Here is a 24,924-nt window from a genome sequence, read left to right on the forward strand (position 1 = left end):
TTACCCGGCCTACAAAGGCTACCCGCGATTTGGCGCTCTATTCGCGCCCTTCGTAGGCCCGCGCAAGCGTAGCGCCGCCGGGCAAGGACAGCGGGCACGGAGCCGATTTTGTGCCGGGTGGCGGCTGCGCCTTACCCGGCCTACAAAACCAGGGCTGACCGTACCGCCCTCGCGGCAGACCCCACGTTCAGCGCCGCCGGACAGTCACTGCGCCTGCTGTTGCGCCTGTGCCAGCTGGCGAACGATCGCCTCGCGCCGCGCATCCCCTTCCGGTAGCCGGGCCAGCAACGCCTGCAGGGCCGCCACGGCCTCGGGGTAATCTTCATTACGCACCGCGCTCAGGGCCAGCATCTCCAGCACCGGCAGGCTGTTCGGCTGCCGCTGATGCAGGTCACGCAGCAGCAGCTCGCCCATCCGAACCTGGCCGCTATCTCCCGCCCGCACCAGCGCGCTGGCGTAATCGAAAGCCGCCGCCGGGTCGTCCGCCGCCAGAGCATGCGCCCGGCCAAAGGCGCCGATCGCCGTCTCGCCATCGTTTAACAACAGGCCCAGCCGCCCAAGCAGCTGCCAGCCGGCGAGGTCGTTCGGGGTATCCTGCAGGTGACTGCGCAGGCCAAGCCGCAGCTCCGCCAGCTCATCCATTCGCAGCGGCGCCGCCGTCGGGTCCTTAACCTGCTGCAACAGCGCAGGAAAATGTCGTTCAGCCTGCTGCCAGAGCAGCACCTGACCAATATCGCTGGTTTTCAGATACAGGCCCAGACTCAGGACCACCAGCAGCAGCGCGCCCGGAAGCAGCGCCCAGCGGCGTAGCGGCCGTTCGCCAGGCTGTGCCTGGGGCGGAATATCCGTCAGCAGGGTGCGCTGCAGTTCGACGACCAGCGCCGGGTTGTCCTCGCCGCGCTCCTGCGCCAGCTCCTGCAGGCGCGACTGGTACAGGGCGCGGTTGAGGGCATCGCGGTCTACCGCCCCTTTGCCCGACCACGGGAAGTACAGCAGCCCCAGCGCGCCAGCCAGCAACAGCCCGGCGATAACTACCAACAGGCTCATCGTTCTTTTCCTTCTTGCAATAATGCCGCCAGCCGCTGGCGCTCTTCGACGCTGAGCGCCGCGTCAGGAATGTCGCGACGGCGCGCGCGGGCGATAATCACTCCCGCGCCCGCCAGCACGAACAACCCCGGCCCCAGCCACAGCAGCACCGTGCCCACGGTCAGCGGCGGCTCGTAGCTGACAAAATGACCATAGCGGGCCACCATATAGTCAACGATCTGCCCTTTCGTTTTCCCCTGCTGCATCAGCTCGTACACCTTCTGCCGCATATCAGCGGCAATCATCGCGTTTGAGTCGGCGATGCTGTTGTTCTGGCATTTAGGGCAGCGCAGTTGGGAGGTGATCTCGCGGAAGGCCTGCTCCTGGGCCTCATCCTTAAACTGCCAGGTATCGATGGCGGCCCACGTCTGGCCGGTCAGCATCAGCGCCAGCAGGATGCCAATTACCCCTCTCATCAGCCCGCCCCCCGGTTGTATTGATTCCACAGCGGCTGGAGCTCCTCGCGCCACACCCGTTCGTTCAGGTCGCCGGCGTGCCGCCAGCGGATAATGCCCTGACCGTCGATGAGAAACGTCTCCGGCGCGCCATAGACCCCGAGATCCAGGCCAAGCAAGCCGTTGCCGTCGTAGAGGCTCAGCCTGTAGGGATTACCCAGGCGCTGCAGCCAGCTCATCGCCTTCTGGCGATCGTCTTTGTAGTTCATCCCCACCACCCGCACGCCCTGCTGCGCCAGGCCGTTGAGAAACTGATGCTCGGCGCGACAGGTTGGACACCAGGTGGCCCAGACGTTGAGCAGCAGCGGCTTGCCGTCAATCAGCGTCCGTCGGTCCAGCGTCTGACCGGGGGTATTCAGCGCTTCAAGGCGAAATTCCGGCAGCGGTTTGCCAATCAGCGCCGACTCGAGGGTCGTCGGGTCATCGCCATCGGCGTTGCGCATCAGCTGCCAGAACAGCGCGGCGGCCAGCGCCAGAAACAGCACCAGCGGGATAAACAATAGCTTCCGGTTCATGAGGCCTCCTGCAGCTTCTTACGCATCCGGTAGCGCGGATCGAGCATGCAGCACAGACCGCCGAGGGCCATCAGCACCCCGCCGTACCAGATCCAGCGAACGAACGGTTTATAGTACAGACGCACCGCCCAGCTGCCGTCGCTCAGCTCTTCCCCCAGCGCGGCGTACAGATCGCGGGTCAGCCCGCCGCTGATCGCCGCCTCGGTCATCATCATCCGGCTGGCGGTGTAAAAGCGCTTCTCAGCATACAGCGTCGCTTCCGGGCGGCCGTTGCGGGTCACGGCGATAATGCCTTCGCCACCGGTCCAGTTGGGGCCGACGATATTGCGCACGCCGTTAAACACAAAGTGATAGCGGTGGATATCGATGCTGTCGCCGGGGCGCATCCGTACATCGCGCTCCACGCTGTAGTTCTGGCTGAAGGTGATGCCGATAACGGTCACCGCCACGCCAACGTGGCCGAGCACCATCCCCCACTGGCTGCGGGTCAGAGTGCGCAGGCCGCGCCAGAAGCCGTGGCGATGGGTGGCCCGTTCGTGAACCTCCATCAGGGCGAAGATCAGCACCCACAGGGCCATCATCAGGCCTATGACCGCCATGGCGGTAATACGGTCCTGCAGCAGCCACGGCAGCGCCAGAGAAAGTGACAACGTCGCCAGCAGAGCGATAATCAGGCGCTTAATCTGCCTGGCGACGTCATCGCGCCGCCAGCGGATCAGCGGTCCCAGCCCCAGCAGCAGCGCAAACGGCGCCATCAGGGCGGTGAACATGGTATTGAAGAACGGCTCGCCGATGGAGATGCTGCCGAGGCCCAGCTCTTTATGCACCAGCGGCAGCAGCGTTCCGAGGAGCACCACCAGCATCGCGGCCATCAGCAAGATATTGTTGCCAAGCAGGAACGACTCGCGCGACCACAGCGTATGTTCCACCCGCGCCCGCACCCGGCCGCCCTTCAGGGCGTACAGCAGCAGCGATCCGCCGATGGCGACAATCAGCAGTACCAGAATAAACAGCCCGCGCGACGGATCCGAGGCGAAGGCATGCACCGAAACCAGCACCCCGGAGCGCACCAGGAAGGTGCCCAGCAGGCACAGGGAGAAGGCGGCGATGGCCAGCAGCACCGTCCAGGCGCGGAAGCTGCCCCGCTTTTCGGTCACCGCCAGGGAGTGCAGCAGCGCGGTTCCCACCAGCCACGGCATAAACGAGGCGTTTTCCACCGGGTCCCAGAACCACCAGCCGCCCCAGCCCAGTTCGTAGTATGCCCACGCCGAGCCCAGCACGATGCCGAGAGTGAGGAACATCCATGCCGCCTGGGTCCAGGGACGCGACCAGCGCGCCCAGGCAGTATCCAGCCGGCCCGCCAGCAGCGAGGCGATGGCGAAGGCAAAGGCCACCGAGAAGCCGACGTAACCCATATAGAGGATCGGCGGATGGAAAATCATGCCGATATCCTGCAGCAGCGGATTGAGGTCGCGGCCATCAATGGGGTACTGCGGCAGGCCGCGGCTGAACGGATTGGAGGTGAAGAGGATAAACAGCAGGAAACCAAAGGCGATCATCCCCATCACCGCCAGCACCCGGGCGACGGCGTCGAGCGGCATACGGCGGCTGAAGATGGTGACGGCGAAGGTCCAGACGCTGAGCAGCAGAACCCACAGCAGCAGTGAGCCCTCGTGCGCCCCCCAGGTTGCCGCCACCCGATACCACACCGGCAGCGCGCTGTTGGAGTTTTCCGCCACGTAGCGGACGGTAAAGTCATTGACCACAAAGGCGTGCACCAGCAGCAGGAAGGCGCCGCCGATACAGGCGAATAGCCCACAGGCCAGCGGCCGCGCCAGGGCCATCAGCCGCCGATCCTGCCGCGCCGCGCCCCACAGGGGATAAACGCTCAGGAGCAGCGCCAGCCCCGCCGCCAGACACAATAAAAAGTTGCCCAGCTCCGGCATCATGGCTGCGCCCCCGTTTTCTCCGGCGTCATGGCGTTTTTCACCTCCGGCGGCGTGTAATTTTCATCATGTTTGGCCAGCACCTGCTGGGCGGTAATATGCCGCTCGCCGTCCAGCACGCCCTGGGCCACCACGCCCTGCCCTTCACGAAACAGGTCCGGCAAAATGCCCTTATAGCTGACGTCCACCACCCCGCGGGCGTCATACAGCTTAAAGCGCACGTCGAGGGTTTGCGGGTCGCGCTGCAGGGAGCCCGGCTGAACGTAGCCTCCCACCCGCAGGTGCTGCCCGGTATGGGGCAGCGCCCGGGTTTCCGTTTTGCCATAGATAATTTCCCCCGGGGTGTAGAACAGATCGATATTGCTACTCAGGGCGTACAGCGTCAGGCTGACGGTTAGCCCGAGGCCGGCGAGCACCGCCAGCACGATATATAGCCGGGTTTTACGACGCGCTTGCATCCGCGGCCTCCTTGTCATGTTCGCGGGCGGCAGCGATCCGCCGCTCGCGCGCCTGCTGGCGTCGCACCTCATGGAACAGCGCCCGCCGCGCCCACAGGGTATGCACCGTCAGCAGGCCAAAGGCGGCGACGGCCACGGCCACCGCCAGCCAGACGTACACGGCATAGCCGCCCATATTCAGGAAGGCGGCGAAAGACGAAAAGGCGGGGCTCATCGGGCGGCTCCTTTATTCACCAGCGCCACCACCCACGGTCGACGGCGCTCCAGTTGCAGGATCAGGTTACGCAGGCGCATCAGGGTCAGGGTGACCGACAGCGTGAGGAAGGCAAAGATGCAGATCCGCAGCGGCAGACGCATGCTTGGGTCGATGGTTTGCTGCAGGTTGGTCGAGCCCTGGTGCAGGGTGTTCCACCAGTAGACCGAGTAATGAATGATGGGCAGATTGACCACCCCGACCAGCACAAGGATCCCCGCCGCGCGCCCGGCCAGCCGCCGGTCGTCAAAGGCGTGCCACAGGGCGATGACCCCGGCATACAGAAACAGCAGCACCAGCTCTGAGGTCAGGCGGGCGTCCCAGATCCACCAGGTCCCCCACATCGGCTTGCCCCATGCCGCGCCGCTGACCAGCGCCACCAGGGTGCAGACCGCCCCCACCGGCGCCAGGGCGGCGATCGCCAGATCGGCCATTTTGATCTGCCAGACCACCCCGACGAAGGCCGCGACGGCCATCGCCAGGTACAGCCCCATCGACCACATCGCCGTCGGAACGTGAAGGTACATGATCCGGTAGCTTTCCCCCTGCTGATAGTCCGCGGGGGCGAAGCCAAAGCCCCACCCCAGGCCGATGACCAGCAACAGCGCGCTCAACGCCGCCAGCCAGGGGATCCAGCATCCGCACAGGCGGTACAGCCGCTCGGGGATCGCCAGTTGATGTAACGCTTTCCACATAGACGCTTACTCACACGGTTATGATGGCCGCGCCCGCAGGCGCAGCGAGTTATCGCACGGTCAGCCGCAGCGCAGCGGCGGTGGCGAACGGACACAGGGTGGCGCTGGCGGTTAAGAACGCCGCCAGCATCGCCAGATAGCCGCTGACCGGGAGTCCGGCGGCCGCCGCCTGGCAGGCCGCGGTGGCGAAAATCAGCAGCGGCACCGCCAGCGGCAGCACCAGCAGGCTCAGCAGGACGCCGCCGCGCTTCAGGCCGACCGTCAGGCCAACCCCCACCGCGCCGAGAAAACTGAGCGTCGGGGTGCCGAGCAGCAAGGTCAGCGCCAGCACACCGGCGTCATGCAGACTCATCCCCAGCAGCAGCGCCGCCAGCGGCGAGACGATCAGCAGCGGCAGGCCGCTCATCATCCAGTGGGCAACCACCTTCACCAGCACCACCGCCACCAGCGGCGTCGGCAGGAGCATCAGTTGCTCCAGGGAACCGTCCTGCCAGTCGTCGCGAAACAACCGATCCATCACCAGCAGCGCCGCCAGCAGCGCGGCGACCCACACCACGCCCGGCGCAATCTGCGCCAGCAGCTGCGGCGCGGCGCCGACGCCGAACGGAAACAGGGTGATGACGATCAGAAAGAACCAGAGCGGATTGAGGATCTCCGCCCCGCTGCGCCACGCCAGGCGCAGTTCCCGGGCCAACAGCGCACGCATCATTGCCCGCCTCCAGCCTCGCCGCCGAGGCGCAGGGTGCGCAACGGACAGCCCAGCGGCCGCAGCGGCTGGTGGGTGGTGAGGATGGCGCATCCCCCCTGCCGGGCGTGCTGCTCCAGGCGACGGGTCAGGGTTTCCATCGCCGTGGCGTCGAGGGCGGTGAACGGCTCATCGAGGATCCACAGCGGCGCGTCGGTTAACCACAGGCGGGTGAGCGCCACCCGACGCTGCTGCCCGGCGGAGAGCTGGCTCAAGGGGAGGTCTTCATAGCCCGCCAGGCCGACGGCGGCGAGGGCGCTTTCCCGCTGCTGAAGGCGGCTGGCCGGAAAGAAGAAACGCAGGTTTTCATCGGCGGTCAGCGCCGCGTTAACGCCGGGTTTATGGCCCAGCCACAGCAGCTGACGGTGAAATGACTCCCGGACCTTCGCCAGCGGCTGGCCCTGCCAGCTCACCACCCCGCTTTCCGGGCGCGCCAGGCCGCAGAGGATCCGCAGCAGCGAGGTTTTCCCCGCGCCGTTATCACCGGCGATCTGCAGCAGCTCGCCGGCAGCGAGGGACAGCGTCAGCGCCGCAAACAGCGGTCGATCGTCAACGATGCAGGTCAGTCGCTCTGCATGCAGCATGAAGGCAAACTCCTTGATTCAGACAGTATTTTACGTCGTCGCTAAGTATGGGTTGCGCCGCGCGGGCGACGCAACCCTGACGGTTACTGTCCGGCCCCCGGCAGCTTCGAGATATCGGCGTTGCCTAACGCCTTCTCATCATGCGCCGCAGTCTCCGTACGCACCTTCGCCACATCGCTGGCGCTGACCGCCGGCGCGTTGTTGCCCCAGCTGGTGCGGATGAAGTTGACCACATCCGCCACCTGCTGGTCGTCCAGACGCCAGCCGAACGACGGCATGGTCAGGTTGGAGACCGCGTCTTTCACCGCCGGCGTGGTGCTCCCGGTCAGAACGATATGGATAAGCGAAGTGGCATCTTCGGTCTGTACCACCGGATTGCCCTTCAGCGACGGGAAGGCGCGTTTATAGCCTACGCCGTCGGTGCGGTGGCAGGCGGCGCAGTTATCGACGTACAGCGCGGCGCCGGTTTTGCTGTCGTTACCCTTCCACAGATCTTTCGCCACGCTGTCTTCCACCGGGGCTGGGGTCTGTTTGCCGCCGCGCGGCGGGAGCGACTTCAGATAGCGGGCGATGGCGGTGATGTCGTCATCAGAGAGATACTGCAGACTGTGCTCTACCACATCGCTCATGCCGCCGAAGACCACCGATTTATCGTTACGTCCGGTTTTGAGGAACTCGGCCAGCTCGGCTTCGCTCCAGGTCCCCAGACCGTCGCGGTTTTCGCCGCGCAGGCTGGAGGCAACCCAGCCGTCAATCGGCGCATTGCTGCCCGCCAGGTAATCATCGCCTTCGCTTTCGCTGAGCGCTTTTTCCTGCATCGTCAGGCTACGCGGGGTATGACAGGCGCCGCAGTGGCCCAGGCCTTCCACCAGATAGCGGCCGCGCTCCAGCACCGGGTCAACCTGCGGGTTGGCGACAAAGTCGCTCGGCGTCGGGGCGAAGATGCCGCGCCAGAACGCCAGCGGCCAGCGCATCGACAGCGGCCATGGGATGTCGGTGTCCTTGTTGGCGACATTCACCGGCTCCACGCCGTGCATAAAGTAGGCGTACATGGCGCGCATGTCCGCTTCGCTGATCCGCGCGAACGAGGGATACGGCATCGCCGGATAGAGCGTGGAACCGTCTTTCCGCACGCCCTTGCGCACCGCGTCGTCGAACTCTTCGAAGGTGTACCCGCCGATGCCGTGTTCTTTATCCGGCGTGATATTGGTGGAGTAGATGGTGCCGATCGGCGTCTCCATCGGCAAACCGCCGGCGAAAGGTTTCCCTGCTTTGCCGTTGGTGTGGCAGGCGACACAGTCCCCCGCCCGCGCCAGATACTCCCCCTGCTTAATCAGATTGCTGTCCGCAGGCGCCTCTTCGGCGAAGGCCGCGCAGCTCAATGCCCCAAGCACCAGGGCCGATAACCATTGCATTTTCATCATCTGCCTTCCTTTATGCCTGCACCAGGGGACCCGGATTTTTCAGATACTGCTCACGGATCGCCTTCGCTGACCAGTAGGCCAGCGCGGCCACCGTGCCGGTTGGGTTGTAGCCCAGCCCCTGCGGGAACGCGGAGGCGCCGATGACGAAGACGTTATGCACGTCCCAGCTTTGCAGATAACGGTTAACGGCGCTGGTTTTCGGATCTTCCCCCATCACCGCCCCACCGTTCATATGGGTGGTCTGGTAGGTGGTGGTATCAAAGTGGCTGTTGGCGTTTTTTGGGCTGCCGAGGATATATTTCGGCTTCATCGCTTTGGCGATCGGCACCATCTTATCGAACATAAACTGCGCCATCTTGATGTCGTTTTCCTGCCAGTCGAAGGTCATGCGCAGCAGCGGCTGGCCAAAGACGTTTTTGTAGTTCGGATCAAGATCGAGGTAGTTCTGCCGATAGGACTGGTGCGCGCCGTGGGCATCCATCGACAGGTGATGGGTGTAGGTGTCGGCCACCGCCGCTTTCCACTTGCTGCCCCACGCCGGGGTGCCCGGCGGTACCGGGAAACCGGAGATGGGCTTGGTCCCGGCCTGGTTGACCCAGAACGGCGAACCGCCGACAAAGCCCGCCGCGCCGTGGTCGAAGTTGTCGGCGTTGAAGTCGTCGACGCCGACGCCGTTGCCGCCCGCGCCGATAAACGGATTGGTATAGGTGTCTTTGTCGAAAATGGCCTTGATGGTGGTCATGTTCTGGTAGGCGAAGTTACGCCCTACCACCCCTTCGCCGGTCTCCGGATTGTACGGTTTGCCGATCCCGGAGAGCAGCATCAGGTGCACGTTGTGGAACTGGAAGGCGCCGATAATCACCAGGTCCGCCGGCTGTTCCATTTCGCGCCCCTGGCCGTCGACGTAGGTCACGCCGGTGGCGCGGGATTTGTCGTCGGTCAGGTTGACCTTCAGCACGTTGGCGTTAGTCCGCAGCTCAAAGCGTTTTTCCTGGCGCAGCGCCGGCAGAATGTTCACGTTCGGCGAGGCTTTAGAGTACATGTAGCAGGCGTAGCCGCTGCAGAAACCGCAGAAGTTGCACGGGCCCATCTGCGCGCCGTAGGGGTTGGTATAGGAGTCGGAGGTGTTGGCCGACGGCAGGTTATAGGGGTGATACCCCACTTCCAGCGCCGCTTTTTCAAACAGCTGCGCCGACCAGGTGTTTTTCTGCGCCGGCAGCGGGAAGTCGTCCGAGCGGTCCGGGGCGAAGGCGTTGCCGCCGCGGCCTTTGCCGACGACCTTGCCTTTGATCGACCAGGCGGTCCCGGAGGTACCGAATACTTTTTCCGCTTTATCGAAGAACGGTTCCAGCTCGTCGTAGGTGACGCCGAAATCCTGGATGATCATATCCTGGGGGATGAAGTTTTTGCCGTAGCGTTCTTCATAGTGGCTGCGCATCCGCAGCTCAATGGGATCGACGCGGAAATGGACGCCGGACCAGTGCAGCCCGGCGCCGCCCACGCCGGTACCCGGCAGGAAGGCCGCCAGCTGGCGATAGGGCACCGCCTGCTGGCTGGTGTTATGCCGGATGGTGACGGTGCTTTTCGACAGATCCTGGAACAGCTTGCGGCGGATGTTGTAGGTCAGCTCATCAATCACCTGCGGATAGGCGCCGTCCGGCCAGGTGTCGCGCATCGGGCCGCGCTCCAGCGCGACGACGTTGAGCCCCGCTTCGGTCAGCTCTTTGGCCATGATCGCCCCAACCCAGCCGAAGCCGACGATCGCGACATCGGTTTTTTTCAATACGGTGGCCATGATTACGCCCTCTCCCCATTAATTGATACCGGCGGGAAGGGGTAGCGTTCGCCCCGTTCAACCCAGTCCATAAAGTCGGCGCGCGCGCCGGGAAAATTAATCAGCGTCCAGCCGACCATGCCTTTATTGCCGCCATGGATCGGGTCGCTGAAGAACCCTTCGCGGGTGTTTTGCAGCAGATAGGTGAAGAACAGCGAGGCCGGCAGCTGTTTGAACTCGGCTTTACCCGATTCCCACAGGCCGAGCGCCTCGTCCTGCTGCTCGCTGCTCAGTTCAGCGAAGGTTTTATGATATTTGTCCTGACACCACGCCTCGGCGTCGGCGATCCCGAGGTTATAGATCTGTTTGGGCACCAGCGGTAGCTGATAACCCATCTCTTTCGGCACGTCGGGATTGAAGGGCCCCTGCATATACCAGATGGAGCCGGTGGCGTAAGGGGTATTGAGCTGGCGGTCGATAAACTCCGGCACGCCGGCCTCTTTGGCGCCGGGACCGAGTTCATCCGCCGGGATTAAGCGAGCGACGGCGGCGTTGATAAACGCCCACTCACGATCGTTGAAGAACTGCGGCTTCCAGTCGCTGGCCGCCGCGGTGTTCCCGGAGGCTGGCTCTGAAGCGGGGGCCGCCTGCGCGGTCGCGCTGGTGGCCACGCCAATAGCCCCTGCTCCCGCGCCGCCGATCACCACCGTCGGGATCAGCGCCATCGATTTCACCAGGAAATCACGCCTGGAATTGTTGGTTTTCTCGCTCGACATCATCACATTCCTGTCATTGAAAATTACTGTTTTTGTCGCTGACAAAACCAGTGAATGTCGTGCTGGAACCGATACCATTGCGCTTTTAAACCGCTTAGCGTCTGGCCCGGCCCGGCAAGTCGGATAAAACATCGCCAGAGGCGATATCATTTATAGGGTTATCGTTTGGATAGTAGACGATTCTCAACGAAACGCGGGAAATCGGAGAGAAATTCACCGGTCTGTCATCGTGAGAAGAGTGCTGCCATAACCTTGAGGCGGTAAACCAGCGGCATTCACACCGCGCTGAGCTTACCCATGCGCCCAAAAAGAGTGACTTGTATCACAAATGTTATTTTTTGTTTATGGTACATGGCAGATTAAACGTCTGTAAATACTCGTATTAGGAATAATTAAACATTTTGAGCTGTTAAAAAAGTTAATAACCGTTGTTAACTATCTTGCATCTATTGTCCGGCTAGCGCGTTCAGCTGGCGATATCCCGTCCACAGGAGAAGAGAAGATATGTTCGATCATGTGAAATTCGGCGTTAGCGACTATGCCGCCAGCAAAGCGTTCTTTTTGCAGGCCCTGGCCCCGCTTGGCGTAACGCTGGTTGGCGAAGGCGAACCGAGCTACGGCGCAGAGTTGGCCGGCAGCGGCGATGCTTCTCTATGCCTCTATCAAAGTGCGGAAAAACCGGCGCCGCTGCACATTGCCTTTCGCGCCGACAGCCGCGAGCAGGTCGATGCCTTCTGGCAGGCGGCGCTGGCCGCCGGAGGAAAGGACAACGGCGCGCCGGGGCTACGGCCAAACTACCACGCCAGTTACTACGCCGCGTTTGTGATTGCGCCAGACGGACACAATATTGAAGCCGTGTGCCATCTGGCGGGGTAACGGGCGGCTACCGCTGCGGAAAAATCCACACATCCTCCGCCGGGAGCGTCAGATGGCAGTGTTCGGCATCGCGCAGCGCCGTTCCGTAGGCGCGCAGCGGAAAGTCGTCGCCTTCGGTACGGAACAGGTACTCCCAGCGGTCGCCGAGGTACATGCTGGTCAGCAGCGGTAGCTGGAGGCTATTATCCTGCGCGGCGCCGTCAAGTCGCAGGCGCTCGACGCGGATCACCGCCGTCGCCGGTTCGCCAACGCTAACCCCCTCGCCCGCTCGCCCCCACAGGCTCCAGCTGGCGCCTTCGATCCGCGCCCTGCCGTTCTCCAGCGCCATCACTTTGCCGTGCAGGCGGTTATTGCTGCCCATAAACTCAGCGGCGAACAGCGTCGCCGGGCTGCCGTACATCTCCTGCGGCGTCCCCTGCTGCTCAATGACGCCATTGTTCAGCAGCAGAATACGATCGGAGATGGCCATTGCTTCATTCTGATCGTGGGTGACCATCAGCGCCGACAGGCCCAGCTTAATGATCAGCTCGCGCAGAAACACCCGCGCCTCTTCGCGCAGCTTGGCGTCAAGGTTGGAGAGCGGTTCATCCAGCAGGATCACCGGCGGGTTGTAAACCAGCGCCCGGCCGATGGCCACCCGCTGCTGCTGGCCACCGGAGAGCTGGTGCGGATGGCGGTTGCCAAGGTGCCCCAGCCCCAGCTGATCCAGCACACGCTGCACCCGCTCTTTTATCTCCCCGGCGGCGACTTTACGCAGCTTCAACGGATAGGCCACATTGTCGAACACCGTTTTGTGCGGCCACAGGGCATAGGACTGAAAGACCAGGCCCAGGTTACGCTCTTCGGCCGGGATCTCGCTGCGCGGCGTGCCGTCGTACACCGTGCGGTTGCCGATGGCGATCCGTCCGCTCGTCGGTTTTTCCAGCCCGGCCACCGCCCGCAGCAGCGTGGTTTTGCCGCTTCCCGAAGGCCCCAGCAGCGATACTACCTCCCCCCGGCCGAGCGTCATGGACACCCCCTTCAACACCGGGTTATCGCCATAGGTGAGATGCAGATTTTCTACCGATAACTCAATCATGTAATTTCACTCCAAAGCGCAGGGCGATACCCAGGCCAATCACCACCAGCAGAATATTGATAAAGGAGAGCGCCGCGACGATATCGATGGCCCCCGCCGCCCACAGCGACACCAGCATCGAGCCGATGGTTTCGGTACCCGGCGACAGCAGATAGACGCCGGTGGAATACTCGCGCTCAAAGATCAGGAACATCAGCAGCCAGGAGCCAATCAGCCCATAGCGCGACAGCGGAACGGTCACGTGGCGGGTGATCTGCCCCCGCGAGGCGCCGGTGCTACGCGCCGCCTCCTCCAGCTCCGGGCCCACCTGCAGCAGCGTCGAGGAGATGAGCCGCAGGCCGTAGGCCATCCACACCACGGTGTAGGCCAGCCAGACGCTGAAGATGGTGTTGCGCAGGGCGCGCAGCTGCACGATAAGGTGCTCCCGCAGCCAGTCGGCCACCGGCAGCGCCGAGAGCCAGCCGTGCTTCAGCGACTGATCGAGCCACATCGGTACAAACAGGAATACCCACAGGAAGGCCAGGCCGGCCAGCAGCCCCGGTACCGCGCGCGGGACCAGCACGCTGTAGTCGAGAAAGCGGGTGACGTTGTCCGCTTTGCGGTGCATGGCGATGCCGACAAACAGATAGCAGATCACCGCCAGCGCGCCGCCGACGATGCCGATAGCCATCGAGTTGACGATCGCCCGCAGCAGGTTGGGCTGCTGCCAGATATTGTGGAACGTCGCCAGCGACAGCTCATCCCACAGCGACACGCCGACGCCCCAGTTGGAGATAAAAGCGCGCAGCGCCACGCCGAGCAGCGGTACGCCGATGGTCACCGTCAGCCAGGCCACCACCACCGCCCCGGCCACCCAGCGCCATTTGCCCAGCGGCAGCGCCCGCGCCTGGGACGCCTTGCCCTTCATGGTGACAAAGCGGTTGGCGGTGCGCATCAGCCGCCGCTGGAGCATCACCAGCGGGATGGTGATGCAGATCAGCACCACCGCCACCGCCGCCATCAGATGGTAGGAGGGGGTGCCGAGCTTGTTAGTCAGCTTGTAGAGATAGGTCGCCAGCACCATGTTGCCCTCGGGGTCGCCCAGCACCAGCATCAGACCGAAGACTTCCAGACCGAGGAAAAAGAGCAACACGCAGGCGTAAAGAATGGATGGCCGCACCATCGGCAGACTCACCGAGGTCATCACCTGCAGCGGGGTAGCGCCGACGGTGCGCGCCGCCTCTTCCACGTCGGAGCCGACGCTGCGCAGCGCCGAAGAGATATAGAGATAGGCATGCGGAACGTGAGTTAAGCCGGCGATGACCACAATGCTGAACATCGAGTAGATATCCCACGGCACAAAGCCGATCAGCTGCTGCGCCCACTGGGAAAAGAAGCCTACCGGCCCGGCGGCCACCACGTAGCCAAAGCCCAGCACCATCGGCGAGACGAAGATCGGCACCAGGATCAGCGGCTCAATGATCCGCCGGCCGGGTAAATCGGTGCGCACCATCAGAAACGCCAAAATACCGCCCAGCGGAATGGCGATAATCACCAGGCCAAAGGCCAGAATAAAACCTGACCTTAATGCCAGATAAAAATCCGGGTCGGTAAAAATAAAGGCGAAGGCTTCCAGACTCCACGATTTGGAGCGGGAAAAGAACGGTGCCGAGAGAAAACTCTGCACCACAATAAATAACAGCGGGACATAAATCACCAGCGCCGTGATGCACACCACCACGCCGCGCGGCAGCCCCTGCCACTTTCTGCGTAATACGTTCATGGTTCATCCCTTCGGTCAGGTGAATAAACCCGCCGGGTGTGAATAGGGGCATCGGCGATGCCCCAGGGGAGGATTATTTCGCGGCGGCGCTGCGCCATTGTTTAATAAACTGCAGACGTTTTTGCGGCTGTAAATAATCGAGCAGCGTTTCGTTGACCGGGATCGGTTTTAACGCTTTGCCCAACAGCGCGGTCATACCATCGATATCATTTTTACCTGCAATATCGCGACGAATTGAGGGAATATCCGCCTGGCTGGCGAGGATCTGCTGGCCTTTTTCCGACAAGACATAGTCGAGCCACAATTTTGCCGCATTGGGATGTTCGCTCTCCTGGCTAATAAACGAGACGCGGGAGAGCACCAGCACGTAATCTTTCGGATAGGCAATACCTAAAGAGGGATCGTTTTTCGCCCGCGCTTCGGCATAAGAGCCAAGAATGTTATAGCCGATCAGGTTTTCGCCGGAGGAGACGCGCTCCATCATTGTGCCGGTGGAAGACTGCACCGTCAGGCCGCCTTTGGCGATATTCGCCAGGTCGGCAAAATAGTTCGCGTCGGCCTGGCTGTCCTGTACCGCCAGCATAAAGCCGAGGCCCGATTTTTCGATATCGTAGGTGGTGACTTTGCCTTTAAATTTATCGGCCTGGCTGGCGATAAGTTTTGCCAGCGCGGTATGCGAATCCGGAACCTCATTCTGCGGGATCAGCCGTTTGTTATAGATAAACACCACCGGCTCATAGGTAGTGCCATAGGCTTTTTGCTGCCAGACCGCCCAGTCGGGTAATTGCTTCACCTCCGGCGAGGCATATTGTTCGGCGTATTCGGTGGCTAATTTCAGCGCGGTATCCATCGATGAGCTCCACACCACATCCCCGCTGCCGCCCCCGGCGGCCTGTTCGCTGATATAGCGGTTATACAGCTCAGTACTGTTCATGTCGTTATATTCGACTTTGACGCCCGGGTATTGCGCTTCAAATCCCTTAATTAACGGCCCGGCCGCTTTGGTATCGGTCGTGGAATAGATCACCACCTTGCCCTCTTTTACGGCGGCATCAATCGTTTTTTGATAATCCGCGGGATAGCCCGCAGGCACCTCCGCCCAGGCGGCACAGGCGAAAACGGCCGTCAGTGAAACCACTAAACCACTTATTTTCTTATACATGATACCAACCTTTAATCATCAATTAATAAACACAAATTTAACATATAGTGGTATCAGCTCCCCTTGCAACGACGGGGATGGCTTTTTTCTGGCTTTTGTGACACTGGCAGAATTTAAAAATGTGGTGTTTATGGCGTTAATTAAAACGCGATCCCGGCCCGGTTTTTTATCGTCTGTCGTATGCGCAGGCGCTGGCGCAGCGGCATGTCGCCGGGAGACGCCGCCCTTGACCTTCTGCGCCGGGCGGCGCAGCATAAAACGGCAAACATAACAAAATAACAACAGACTACAGGAGAGAATCAGTGCCTACAGGACACCGCTTTCTGGCGACGGATCTGCATCAGTTTGTCGTCTCACTGTTTACCCATCTCGGCAGTACCCCAGGGGAAGCCACCCTCGTCGCGGACCATCTGATCGCCGCCAATCTTGCCGGGCATGACTCCCACGGCGTCGGGATGATCCCCAGCTACGTCAAATCCCACGCCGGTGGTTTTCTGCAGCTCAACCGCCACGCCACGGTGACCAAAGACGCCGGCGCCGTGGTCACCCTCGACGNCAACGCCGGCTTCGGCCAGGTGGTCGCCCACGAAGCGATGCAGTTAGGCATTGAAAAGGCGAAGCAGCATGGTATGGCGGCTATCGCCCTGCGCAATGCGCATCACGTCGGTCGCATCGGCTACTGGGCCGAACAGTGCGCCGCCGCCGGGCTGATCTCCATTCACTTCGTCAGCGTCATCGGCGACCCGATGGTCGCCCCGTTCCGCGGGAAGGACAGCCGCTTCGGCACCAACCCGCTGTGCGTGGTGTTTCCCCGCGCGGGCCATCCGCCGCTGCTGCTGGACTACGCCACCAGCGCCATCGCCTTTGGTAAAACCCGCGTCGCCTGGCATAAAGGCGAAGCCGTGGCCCCCGGCTGCCTGATTGACGCCGAGGGTCGACCCNCTACCGACCCGGCGGTGATGCAGACCTCGCCGCTGGGCGCCCTGCTCACCTTCGCCCAGCACAAAGGCTATGCCCTGGCGACGCTGTGCGAAGTGCTCGGCGGCGCGCTCTCCGGCGGGCAAACCACCCATCAGGAGAGCCTGCAGACCAGCGTCGACGCCATCTTTAACTGCATGACTACGGTGATCCTGCGCCCGGACGCGTTCGATGCCCCGGACAGCCAGGCACAGACGGAGGCCTTTATCGCATGGTGTAAGCAGTCGCCGCACGATGCCGATGCCCCGGTGCTGGCGCCCGGCGAATGGGAGGCCGCCAACCGCGAAGCGCGGCTGGCGCAGGGGATCCCGCTGGATGCCGGCAGCTGGCAGGCTATCTGCGCCGCCGCGCGCGACGTCGGCCTGAGCGAATCGCACTTCGACCGCTGCCGCCCTCTCGCCTAGCCGCGTTTTACTCCCGCAGAGCGTCTGACGTCGGCGCTCTGCGTCATCGTCATTAGTGACGAGGTCATGCTCCCGTCATCAATCTCTTTTCATTTTTCAATACAGATCAAGGGTTTAAATTCTGGCACAAGACCTGCATAGCGCAACAGGCCTGCGTCTGCATCACCACCAGGCGATACCGCGATCGTTGCCCGTCGGGCCCGGCGCGACAGCGATCCTCAGTTCACTGTTAACAGGTCTGTTACTGATGAAAAAAATCACGAGCGTGTGCCCCTACTGCGGGGCGGGTTGCAAACTTAAACTGGTTGTCGACAACAATAAAATCATTCGCGCGGAGGCCGCCGACGGCGTCACCAACCAGAACCAGCTGTGCCTGAAAGGCTACTACGGCTGGGATTTTCTTAACGATACGCAGCTCCTGACGCCCCGTCTTAAACAACCGATGATCCGCTACCAGAAAGGCGGCGCCTTCACGCCGGTCAGCTGGCAGGAGGCGATTCGCTATACCGCCAGCAAGCTCAGGGAGATCAAAGAGAAGCATGGCCCGCGCGCCATCATGACCACCGGCTCCTCGCGCGGCACCGGCAACGAAACCAACTATGTGATGCAAAAGTTCGCCCGCGCGGTGCTGAACACCAATAACGTCGACTGCTGCGCCCGCGTCTGCCACGGCCCCTCCGTCGCCGGGCTACAGCAGGCGCTGGGCAACGGGGCGATGAGCAACTCGATTAGCGACATCGAAAACTCGAAGTGCCTGCTGGTCTTTGGCTACAACTGCGCCGACTCCCATCCCATCGTCGCCCGCCGGGTAATCAAGGCCCGGGACAACGGCGCCAAAATCATCGTCTGCGATCCGCGGCGCATTGAAACCGCGCGCATTGCCGATCGTCATCTGCAGCTCAACAACGGCAGCAACATGGCGCTGGTAAATGCCTTCGGCTATGTGCTGCTGGAGGAGGAGCTGTACAACAAAACCTATGTCGAACGCTATACCGAAGGGCTGGATGCTTACCGCGAGGCGGTGAAGGATTACGCCCCGGAAGCGGTGGAAGGGATTGTCGGGGTCAGCGCGCGGGAAATCCGGGAGGCGATGCGCATGTTCGCCGCCGCCCCATCCGCCACCATTATGTGGGGCATGGGGGTCACCCAGTTTGGCCAGGCGGTGGACGTGGTGCGCGGCCTGGCAAGCCTGGCGCTGCTCACCGGCAACCTGGGACGACCCAACGTCGGCGTGGGGCCGGTCCGCGGGCAAAACAACGTACAGGGCGCCTGCGATATGGGCGTGCTGCCGAACCTGTTCCCCGGCTATCAGGAGGTCACCGACCCCGCCGTGCGGGCGAAATTCGCTGCCGCCTGGGGCATCGACCCGGCGCTGATGGACGACCAGGTCGGCACCCGCATCACCGAGGTGCCGCATAAAGCGCTGACCGGCGAGATCAAAGCCTATTATATCATGGGCGAAGATCCGCTGCAGACCGAAGCCGACCTCGGCCTGGTGCGCAAAGGCATCGAGGCGCTGGACTTCGTGGTCGTGCAGGACATCTTCATGACCAAAACAGCGGAAATGGCCGATGTCCTGCTGCCGGCCACCTCCTGGGGCGAGCACGGCGGCGTCTTCACCTGCGCCGACCGCGGGTTCCAGCGGTTTGAACAGGCGATCCCTCCGGCGGGAAATGTGAAGCGCGACTGGGAGATCATTAGCCTGCTGGCCAGCGAATTGGGCTATCCGATGCACTATGAGAACAACCAGCAAATCTGGGACGAGATGCGCGAGCTCTGCCCGCTGTTCTACGGCGTGACCTGGGAGAAAATGGGCGATATGGGCCATGTCCAGTGGCCGTGCCCGACCCTCGATCATCCCGGTACGCCATGGCTGTATAAAGACAACCGCTTCGACACCCCCTCGGGTAAAGGGCAGCTGTTCGCCACCGCCTGGCGCGCGCCGGCGGAGCGCCCGGATGACGAGTGGCCGCTGGTGCTCTGCACCGTGCGGGAAGTCGGGCATTATTCCTGCCGCTCGATGACCGGCAACTGCGCCGCGCTGCAGTCGCTGGCCGACGAGCCGGGACGGGTGCAGATGAATCCCGCGGATGCGCAACGACTGGGGATCGCCGACAAACAGCTGGTGTGGGTCAGCTCCCGGCGCGGGAAGGTGATCTCCCGCGCCGACCTCAGCGATCGCATCAATCCGGGGGCGGTCTATATGACCTATCAGTGGTGGGTGGGCGCCTGCAATGAGCTGACCCAGGATAACCTCGATCCGATCTCCAAAACGCCGGANACCAAATACTGTGCGGTGAAAGTGGAAGCGATTGCCGACCAGCAATGGGCGGAGCGCTATGCCTGGACGGCCTACAGCGACATGAAAGCGCGACTGAAAGCCGCTGCCGACGTCTGACCTCAGGGAGCGCAGCGCGCTCCCTCTGCCGCTGCCGGTGGGTTACGCCGCCGGCAGCTGTTTCTCCACCAGCCCCACCCACATGGCGACGCCGGGGCCGATCAGCGCATCGTTAAAGTCATAGCTGGCGTTATGCAGCGGCTTCGACGGGGTTTCGCCGTCGGTGCCTATCCAGAAATAGGCCCCCGGACAGGCCTCCAGCATGCAGGCAAAATCTTCGGAGGCCATTGACGGCGCCTGATTCCAGCGCACCGCTTGCGCGCCGAGAGTGGCGACGGCCACCTCGCGCACCTGCTGCGCCTGCAGCGCATGGTTTTTGGTCACCGGATAACCCGGGAACCAGCTAATCTCGCCCTGCACATCGGACACCTGCGGCTGGGTCGCCACATAGCTTTCGATGAGCTCCCGCACGCGGGCGCGAACGCGATTGCTCAGACAGCGGAAGGTACCGCGCAGCACCACGTTGTCCGGCAGGACGTTGATCGCCTCGCCGCCGTTTATCTGGGTGATGCTGACCACCGCGGAATCCTGCGGCGACAAGCGGCGGGAAGGAATGGTCTGCAGCGCCATTATCAGCTGCGCCGCCGCGACGATCGGATCGGCCCCGCTCTCCGGCATCGCCGCATGACAGCTCTTTCCGCGCAGGGTGATCTCGAAGGCGTCCAGCGAGGCCATCATCGCGCCATCGCTGAGCGCCACTTCGCCAAGAGGGATCCCCGGCCAGTTATGCAGCGCGTAGATGGCGTCCATCGGGAAGCGCTCAAACAACCCCTCCTCCACCATTTTGCGCGCGCCGCCGAGGTTCTCTTCCGCCGGCTGAAAGACAAAGTGGACGGTGCCGCTGAAATGGCGGGTCTGCGCCAGATGGGCGGCGGCCGCCAGCAGCATCGCGGTATGGCCATCGTGGCCGCAGGCGTGCATCACCCCGGCGCGGCGTGAACGGTAGCTGACGCTCCCCAGCTCGGTGATCGGCAGGGCGTCCATATCGGCGCGCAGGCCGATGACCGGCCCGGGGCCGTTCTCCAGCGTCGCCACGACGCCGGTGCCGGCCAGCCCGCGGTGTACCTGCAGCCCAAACGAGGCCAGCAGCTCCGCAACGCGGCGCGAGGTCTCCTGCTCCTGATATCCGAGCTCAGGCGCGGCGTGAAATTCACGTCGCCAGCCAACGGCTTCGGCGATCAGTGACGGCGATACGGCCATGTATTACTCCTTTCCTGCATAGCGTAATGCTGAATAATCGGTCATGCGTCGCGTTTTTCCCCGTCGCTCACCGGCGTCGGGGCGCTGCCGCTCCCTCCGTTATATCCTGTCGTTACCACGCTGACAACGTCACGAAATGCGGCGACGGCGCGGCGTACAGCCCACCTGCCGCCCTGCGGCCCTTTTTTGGTAGTGATTTCAACGGTGACAACGGCCAGGCGATTAATTATTATGCAACTCAGGACGGCAATTTGCCGAAGGATCCACTACTGACCTCTCCGTCATCGGAAATAAAATGTTTAACCCAGACCAGAATCGTCTTGCCCCCACGCTGGCGATGATCATGGCCGCGTCGCTTGTGGGATTTATCACCGGCTATACGGTGCCGTTAATCAGTCTTGAGCTGGCGCAGCAGCAGATCGCGCCGCTGTACGTCGGCCTGCTGGCCGCCCTGCCGCCCGCCGGCATGATGATCTCCTCTTTCCTCTCTCCTGCGCTGTGCCGGCGCGTTGAAATGGGCGTGCTGCTGAGCGGCAGTCTGATCCTGCTGGCGCTGGCCACCATCGCCTCATGCATGACTACCGATATGACGCTGCTTTTGCTGCCGCGCCTGCTGACCGGCCTGGCCTCCGGGGTCATTATCGTACTCGGCGAAAGCTGGATCACCGGCGGCGCGGCGGGCAGCCAGCGCGCTACCCTCACCGGTCTCTACGCCTCGGCCTTTACCGGCTGCCAGCTGGCCGGGCCGCTGCTGATCTCCGTCGGCCCAGCCTGGCAGACCTCAGCGCTGATAGCGATTGTCGCGGTCACCGCCGTCTGCCTGCTGATGCTGCGCCATCTGCCCACCGGCACTCGTGAAAGCCTCGGGGAGCGCGCCAGCTGGCGCAGCCTCGGCGCCTTTCTGCCGGTACTGGCCTCCGGGGTCTTCTGCTTCGCCTTCTTTGACGCCAGCATTCTCGCCCTGCTGCCGCTGTACGGCATGGACAAAGGGCTGAATGAAGGGCTGGCGGTGCTGCTGGTCACCGTGGTGCTTACCGGAGATGCGATGTTCCAGACCCCGCTCGGCTGGCTGGCCGACCGGGTCGGGATTCGCCGCGTGCATCTGAGCTGCGCGGTGGTTTTCAGCCTGTCGCTGCTGGCCCTGCCGCTGATGCTCGGCTCGCGCATTCAGCTGATGGCCATTTGTCTGCTGCTGGGTGCCGCGGCGGGCGCACTTTATACCCTGTCGCTGGTGCGGGCGGGGAAAACCTTCAATGGGCAGAAGCTGATTATGATTAACGCCCTGTTCGGCTTTTTCTGGTCCGCCGGCAGCGTTGCCGGGCCGGTAGTCAGCGGCATGCTGATCGGCATCACTGGTTACGATGGCCTGATCGTCACCCTGGTGGCCAGCGGCGTGCTGTTCCTGTTGATTCAGTGTCTGTGCAAAAACGAGAAAACCCTGCTTGCCAGTGAGCAGGAAGATGACATGGACGAGGCGACGGAGTCCGCACGGTAGTCCTCACGGGCTGGCCTGGCACCAGCCCTTTTTTATGGCCCTCACCGGAGGGTATCCTGTTCTTGCTGGCTCACTGCTGTTAACCATTGCCGGNNNNCAGCCGAGAGGAAATCCCATGGAAAGTAATACCTTACATCGTGGCAGATTGATCGATCATATTCTGCTGGTTGTCGAAGACTTTGAGGCAAGCAAAAACTTCTATACCGCCGTACTGTCGGCGCTGGAGATCCCGGTTATCACCACCGCCAATGAATACTTGCTGGCCGACGAACTGGTGGTGGCCTCACGCCACAGCCCGGAGGCTGCCGGGAAACTGACTGGGCGCCACCACCTGGCATTCCAGGCCAGAGATCGTGACATGGTGGACGCTTTTTACCATGCGGCGCTGACCCATGGCGGACGTGATAACGGCGCGCCTGGCGAACGACACTATCATCCTGGTTACTATGCCGCTTTTGTGCTGGATCCGCAGGGGAATAATATTGAGGCGGTGTACCATGGCAAGGCTGAGCGCAGCGCCGGGTCTGTTGCGATCAGCTTCACGCAGTAAGCGGGCGAAAGTCACATTTCCTTACCTGCGCAATTCCCATAACAAATGTGGGTGTTATCATTTCCTTAATGAATAATTCATACCCATAGCTGAGGCGTCGATGCTGGAAAACCTAATCATCTGATAATCAGACTTCCGACCATCACTGGCCGGACTGATTATCACTGCGCTGAAATCGAATGCGGACACTGGCGAGTGTTCGCCTATTTTGCCCATGATGATGACACAGGTTTCCCGGTATGAATGTTTCCCCTCAGGAGCAAGCGACTTTATTCATTCTCGTCCCCTGCGGACAAACGCTCCACATCCACGCGATGGCAGCGAGACCACTCCCTCGCATAAGAAACGTCACCCCCAGCCAGTTAACCCGGTGCGTTATCCCTCTGCCATGCTCGATCACTCCCTCTGCATGCCGTTGCGTTGCCTTACCCAATGACAGTCGCCGGGCGAATTTTATCTTTCGGTTTGTCATTCCGCGGCCAGCCTGTGACGACAGCCGCAAGGGATCCACATCAACCAGGCCCCGATACCAGGGAAACCGTCACCGACCAGGGAGTCTTCGCGTATGAAATTAGCGTTGGGACCGTACATCCGTTTTAGCAGAATCTTGTTATTTCCGCTGGCGATGGTTATCTATGATTTTTCTGCTTATCTGACTACCGATCTCATTCAGCCGGGTATTATCCACATCATCCGGGAATTTGAGGCTGATGTTGCGTTAGCCCCGGCCTCTGTCAGCCTCTATTTAGCCGGGGGGCTGGCATTACAGTGGCTGCTGGGGCCGCTCTCCGACCGCATTGGTCGCCGCCCCGTACTACTGACCGGAGCCATCATCTTTGCTTTGGCCTGCTTCAGCATGATCTTTGTCACGTCGATTGATCAATATCTTATCGCCCGTTTTATCCAGGGAACCAGTATCTGCTTCATTTCGACAGTCGGTTATGTCTCCATCCAGGAGGCTTTTGATGAAAAAGAGTCTATCCGCATTATGGCGGCGCTGACATCCATCGTTTTGCTGGCGCCGGTAATCGGGCCCCTGGCGGGCGCTAGCCTGATGAATTTCCTGCACTGGAAGTTATTGTTTGCGATCATCGGCGCCATGAGCTTGCTGGCCTGGGCGTTACTGATTTTTAACATGCCAGAAACGGTCACCTCTCAGGGCCGGGGGTTTCGTCCGGGAGAGGTATTTTCCGAGTTTGTCCGCGCCTTTAAACAGCCGGTGGTGCTCACGGGCGCGCTGGCGTTGTCATTCAGTAACCTGCCGATAATCACCTGGGTAGCACTCTCTCCGGTGATCCTGATCGATGACGGCGGGATGTCGCGCGGCGCCTATGCCTGGACCCAGGTGCCTGTCTTTGGCGGCGTTATTATTGCCAGCATCATCGTGGCCCGTTTTATCAAGGATCCGACCTCTCCCCGCTTTATCTGGCGCACTATCCCGATACAGCTGACCGGGTTGTTGGTATTACTGGCGGGAAATATTGCATGGCCCCATACCTGGTGGTGGTCCGTTTCAGGAACAAGTCTCTATGCCCTCGGAACAGGCCTGTTGTTCCCCGTATTATTCCGTTTTGCGCTTTTTTCCCACTCCCTGCCGAAAGGGACGGTTTCAGCCACCATCAACATTGTGGCGCTCAGTTTTATGGCGGCCTCGGTGGAAGTAGCGCGCTGGGTTTACTTCCAGGCTGGCGGCAGAATAGCCTTTCACTGCCTGGCGCTGATAGCGGGAATCGTCGTCATCATGCTGGTCTCGCGCTTGTTAAAACTCCGTCAACAACATCTCCTTCAGCCAGCCTGAAGGTTTAGGCCTTTTTACCCGCAACAGGAGAACACTATGTTTTCATACATTATGCTGGGAACGAACGATCTGCCACGCGCCATCAAGTTCTATGACCCGTTAATGGCGCTGCTGGGACACGTTAAAGCCGGCCGTAACGAACAGGGGGCGTCCTGGGGCACCTTCAACGGCAATCACACCTGCGGGCTGTGCGTGGGCGTTCCTTTTGACCAACAGCCTGCCGGGGTGGGTAATGGAACGATGGTGGCGCTTAACGCCCGCTCCGTCGCACATATTGCGGAACTGCATGCCCTCGCCCTGCAACTCGGCGGACGTGACGAAGGCGGTCCCGGTCACCGGCCGCAGTATGGCGACGGTTTTCACAGCGCCTACGTCCGCGATCCCGACGGCAATAAGCTGGCGTTTGTTTACTATGCGTCTGCAGATTGAATGGCTGCAGCGGAGGTGGCTTTTGCAGGCGGAGATAAGGGAGTCAGGACGGCCAACTTCGCCGTCCTTATTCACCGAGGAAT

The 24,924-nt window shown here is 61.8% G+C and carries 23 protein-coding genes; 7 read left to right on the top strand and 16 right to left on the bottom strand.

Features of this window, described 5'->3' with window-relative positions:
- Positions 1-204 precede the first annotated feature (204 nt).
- The 12 genes from ccmI to VZP09_RS10505 all read right to left on the bottom strand — a co-directional run bounded on the left by ccmI (position 205) and on the right by VZP09_RS10505 (position 10,714).
- Positions 205-1,047, bottom strand: coding sequence for a c-type cytochrome biogenesis protein CcmI (gene ccmI / locus VZP09_RS10450; RefSeq protein WP_009307659.1), 843 nt, complete (start codon positions 1,045-1,047; stop codon positions 205-207).
- Positions 1,044-1,490 carry a cytochrome c-type biogenesis protein gene (locus VZP09_RS10455; RefSeq protein ID WP_075204158.1) on the bottom strand — a complete coding sequence of 149 codons (447 nt, stop codon included), beginning with the start codon at positions 1,488-1,490 and terminating at the stop codon, positions 1,044-1,046. The genes ccmI and VZP09_RS10455 overlap by 4 nt, the downstream gene beginning before the upstream one ends.
- A gap of 11 nt (positions 1,491-1,501) precedes the next feature.
- Positions 1,502-2,056, bottom strand: a complete 555-nt coding sequence (locus tag VZP09_RS10460; RefSeq protein WP_048332856.1) for a DsbE family thiol:disulfide interchange protein — start codon at positions 2,054-2,056, stop codon at positions 1,502-1,504.
- Positions 2,053-4,005, bottom strand: coding sequence for a heme lyase CcmF/NrfE family subunit (locus VZP09_RS10465; RefSeq protein WP_064153460.1), 1,953 nt, complete (start codon positions 4,003-4,005; stop codon positions 2,053-2,055). The genes VZP09_RS10460 and VZP09_RS10465 overlap by 4 nt, the downstream gene beginning before the upstream one ends.
- Positions 4,002-4,460 (bottom strand): cytochrome c maturation protein CcmE, encoded by a 459-nt coding sequence (gene ccmE, locus VZP09_RS10470; RefSeq protein ID WP_004200190.1) that lies wholly within the window; start codon positions 4,458-4,460, stop codon positions 4,002-4,004. The genes VZP09_RS10465 and ccmE overlap by 4 nt, the downstream gene beginning before the upstream one ends.
- Entirely contained in the window at positions 4,444-4,674 is a 231-nt protein-coding gene (gene ccmD / locus VZP09_RS10475; protein WP_002908220.1) for a heme exporter protein CcmD, read from the bottom strand. The genes ccmE and ccmD overlap by 17 nt, the downstream gene beginning before the upstream one ends.
- Positions 4,671-5,408 carry a heme ABC transporter permease gene (locus tag VZP09_RS10480; RefSeq protein ID WP_004189553.1) on the bottom strand — a complete coding sequence of 246 codons (738 nt, stop codon included), beginning with the start codon at positions 5,406-5,408 and terminating at the stop codon, positions 4,671-4,673. Before VZP09_RS10480 ends, ccmD begins: the two co-directional genes overlap by 4 nt.
- Positions 5,409-5,457: 49 nt before the next feature.
- Entirely contained in the window at positions 5,458-6,117 is a 660-nt protein-coding gene (gene ccmB / locus VZP09_RS10485) for a heme exporter protein CcmB (RefSeq protein WP_004891310.1), read from the bottom strand.
- Positions 6,114-6,737: a cytochrome c biogenesis heme-transporting ATPase CcmA gene (ccmA, locus tag VZP09_RS10490; RefSeq protein ID WP_004184335.1), complete on the bottom strand. Its 624-nt coding sequence runs from the start codon at positions 6,735-6,737 to the stop codon at positions 6,114-6,116. The genes ccmB and ccmA overlap by 4 nt, the downstream gene beginning before the upstream one ends.
- Before the next feature lie 83 nt (positions 6,738-6,820).
- Positions 6,821-8,161 carry a c-type cytochrome gene (locus tag VZP09_RS10495; RefSeq protein ID WP_072198173.1) on the bottom strand — a complete coding sequence of 447 codons (1,341 nt, stop codon included), beginning with the start codon at positions 8,159-8,161 and terminating at the stop codon, positions 6,821-6,823.
- Between the two features lie 10 nt (positions 8,162-8,171).
- Positions 8,172-9,956 (bottom strand): GMC family oxidoreductase, encoded by a 1,785-nt coding sequence (locus VZP09_RS10500; RefSeq protein ID WP_029883976.1) that lies wholly within the window; start codon positions 9,954-9,956, stop codon positions 8,172-8,174.
- 2 nt (positions 9,957-9,958) lie between these two features.
- Positions 9,959-10,714 (bottom strand): gluconate 2-dehydrogenase subunit 3 family protein, encoded by a 756-nt coding sequence (locus VZP09_RS10505; RefSeq protein ID WP_004175724.1) that lies wholly within the window; start codon positions 10,712-10,714, stop codon positions 9,959-9,961.
- A 501-nt stretch (positions 10,715-11,215) separates the two neighbouring features.
- Between VZP09_RS10505 and VZP09_RS10510 the strand changes: the two genes are divergently transcribed.
- A complete protein-coding gene (locus VZP09_RS10510; RefSeq protein WP_002908289.1) occupies positions 11,216-11,587 on the top strand; it encodes a VOC family protein in 372 nt (123 codons plus the stop codon).
- 7 nt (positions 11,588-11,594) lie between these two features.
- Here VZP09_RS10510 and VZP09_RS10515 read toward each other — a convergent pair whose 3' ends face one another.
- The 3 genes from VZP09_RS10515 to VZP09_RS10525 all read right to left on the bottom strand — a co-directional run bounded on the left by VZP09_RS10515 (position 11,595) and on the right by VZP09_RS10525 (position 15,589).
- Complete coding sequence (locus tag VZP09_RS10515; RefSeq protein WP_002908292.1) at positions 11,595-12,665, bottom strand: ABC transporter ATP-binding protein; 1,071 nt, start codon at positions 12,663-12,665, stop codon at positions 11,595-11,597.
- Entirely contained in the window at positions 12,658-14,427 is a 1,770-nt protein-coding gene (locus VZP09_RS10520) for an ABC transporter permease (RefSeq protein ID WP_328795111.1), read from the bottom strand. The genes VZP09_RS10515 and VZP09_RS10520 overlap by 8 nt, the downstream gene beginning before the upstream one ends.
- Before the next feature lie 73 nt (positions 14,428-14,500).
- Entirely contained in the window at positions 14,501-15,589 is a 1,089-nt protein-coding gene (locus VZP09_RS10525) for an ABC transporter substrate-binding protein (RefSeq protein WP_002908297.1), read from the bottom strand.
- Positions 15,590-15,891: 302 nt separating this feature from the next.
- Between VZP09_RS10525 and VZP09_RS10530 the strand changes: the two genes are divergently transcribed.
- Positions 15,892-16,971 carry a malate/lactate/ureidoglycolate dehydrogenase gene (locus tag VZP09_RS10530; RefSeq protein ID WP_328795112.1) on the top strand — a complete coding sequence of 360 codons (1,080 nt, stop codon included), beginning with the start codon at positions 15,892-15,894 and terminating at the stop codon, positions 16,969-16,971.
- 247 nt (positions 16,972-17,218) lie between these two features.
- Entirely contained in the window at positions 17,219-19,369 is a 2,151-nt protein-coding gene (gene fdhF / locus VZP09_RS10535) for a formate dehydrogenase subunit alpha (RefSeq protein ID WP_328795113.1), read from the top strand.
- Positions 19,370-19,411: 42 nt separating this feature from the next.
- Here the strand turns inward: fdhF and VZP09_RS10540 are convergent, their stop codons facing one another.
- Positions 19,412-20,569, bottom strand: coding sequence for a M20 aminoacylase family protein (locus VZP09_RS10540; RefSeq protein WP_040089219.1), 1,158 nt, complete (start codon positions 20,567-20,569; stop codon positions 19,412-19,414).
- Between the two features lie 295 nt (positions 20,570-20,864).
- Between VZP09_RS10540 and VZP09_RS10545 the strand changes: the two genes are divergently transcribed.
- From VZP09_RS10545 to VZP09_RS10560, 4 genes are all read left to right on the top strand, one after another.
- On the top strand, positions 20,865-22,064 hold the full coding sequence (locus VZP09_RS10545) for an MFS transporter (RefSeq protein WP_004148650.1): 1,200 nt from the start codon (positions 20,865-20,867) through the stop codon (positions 22,062-22,064).
- A 115-nt stretch (positions 22,065-22,179) separates the two neighbouring features.
- Positions 22,180-22,614: a VOC family protein gene (locus tag VZP09_RS10550; RefSeq protein WP_004175720.1), complete on the top strand. Its 435-nt coding sequence runs from the start codon at positions 22,180-22,182 to the stop codon at positions 22,612-22,614.
- Positions 22,615-23,179: 565 nt separating this feature from the next.
- Positions 23,180-24,412, top strand: a complete 1,233-nt coding sequence (locus tag VZP09_RS10555; RefSeq protein WP_023285249.1) for a multidrug efflux MFS transporter MdtM — start codon at positions 23,180-23,182, stop codon at positions 24,410-24,412.
- Positions 24,413-24,448: 36 nt separating this feature from the next.
- Positions 24,449-24,841: a VOC family protein gene (locus VZP09_RS10560; protein WP_002908370.1), complete on the top strand. Its 393-nt coding sequence runs from the start codon at positions 24,449-24,451 to the stop codon at positions 24,839-24,841.
- Positions 24,842-24,924 lie beyond the last annotated feature (83 nt).

The sequence above is a fragment of the Klebsiella sp. EMBS2024 genome, assembly GCF_036233805.1.
Lineage (GTDB): Bacteria > Pseudomonadota > Gammaproteobacteria > Enterobacterales > Enterobacteriaceae > Klebsiella > Klebsiella pneumoniae.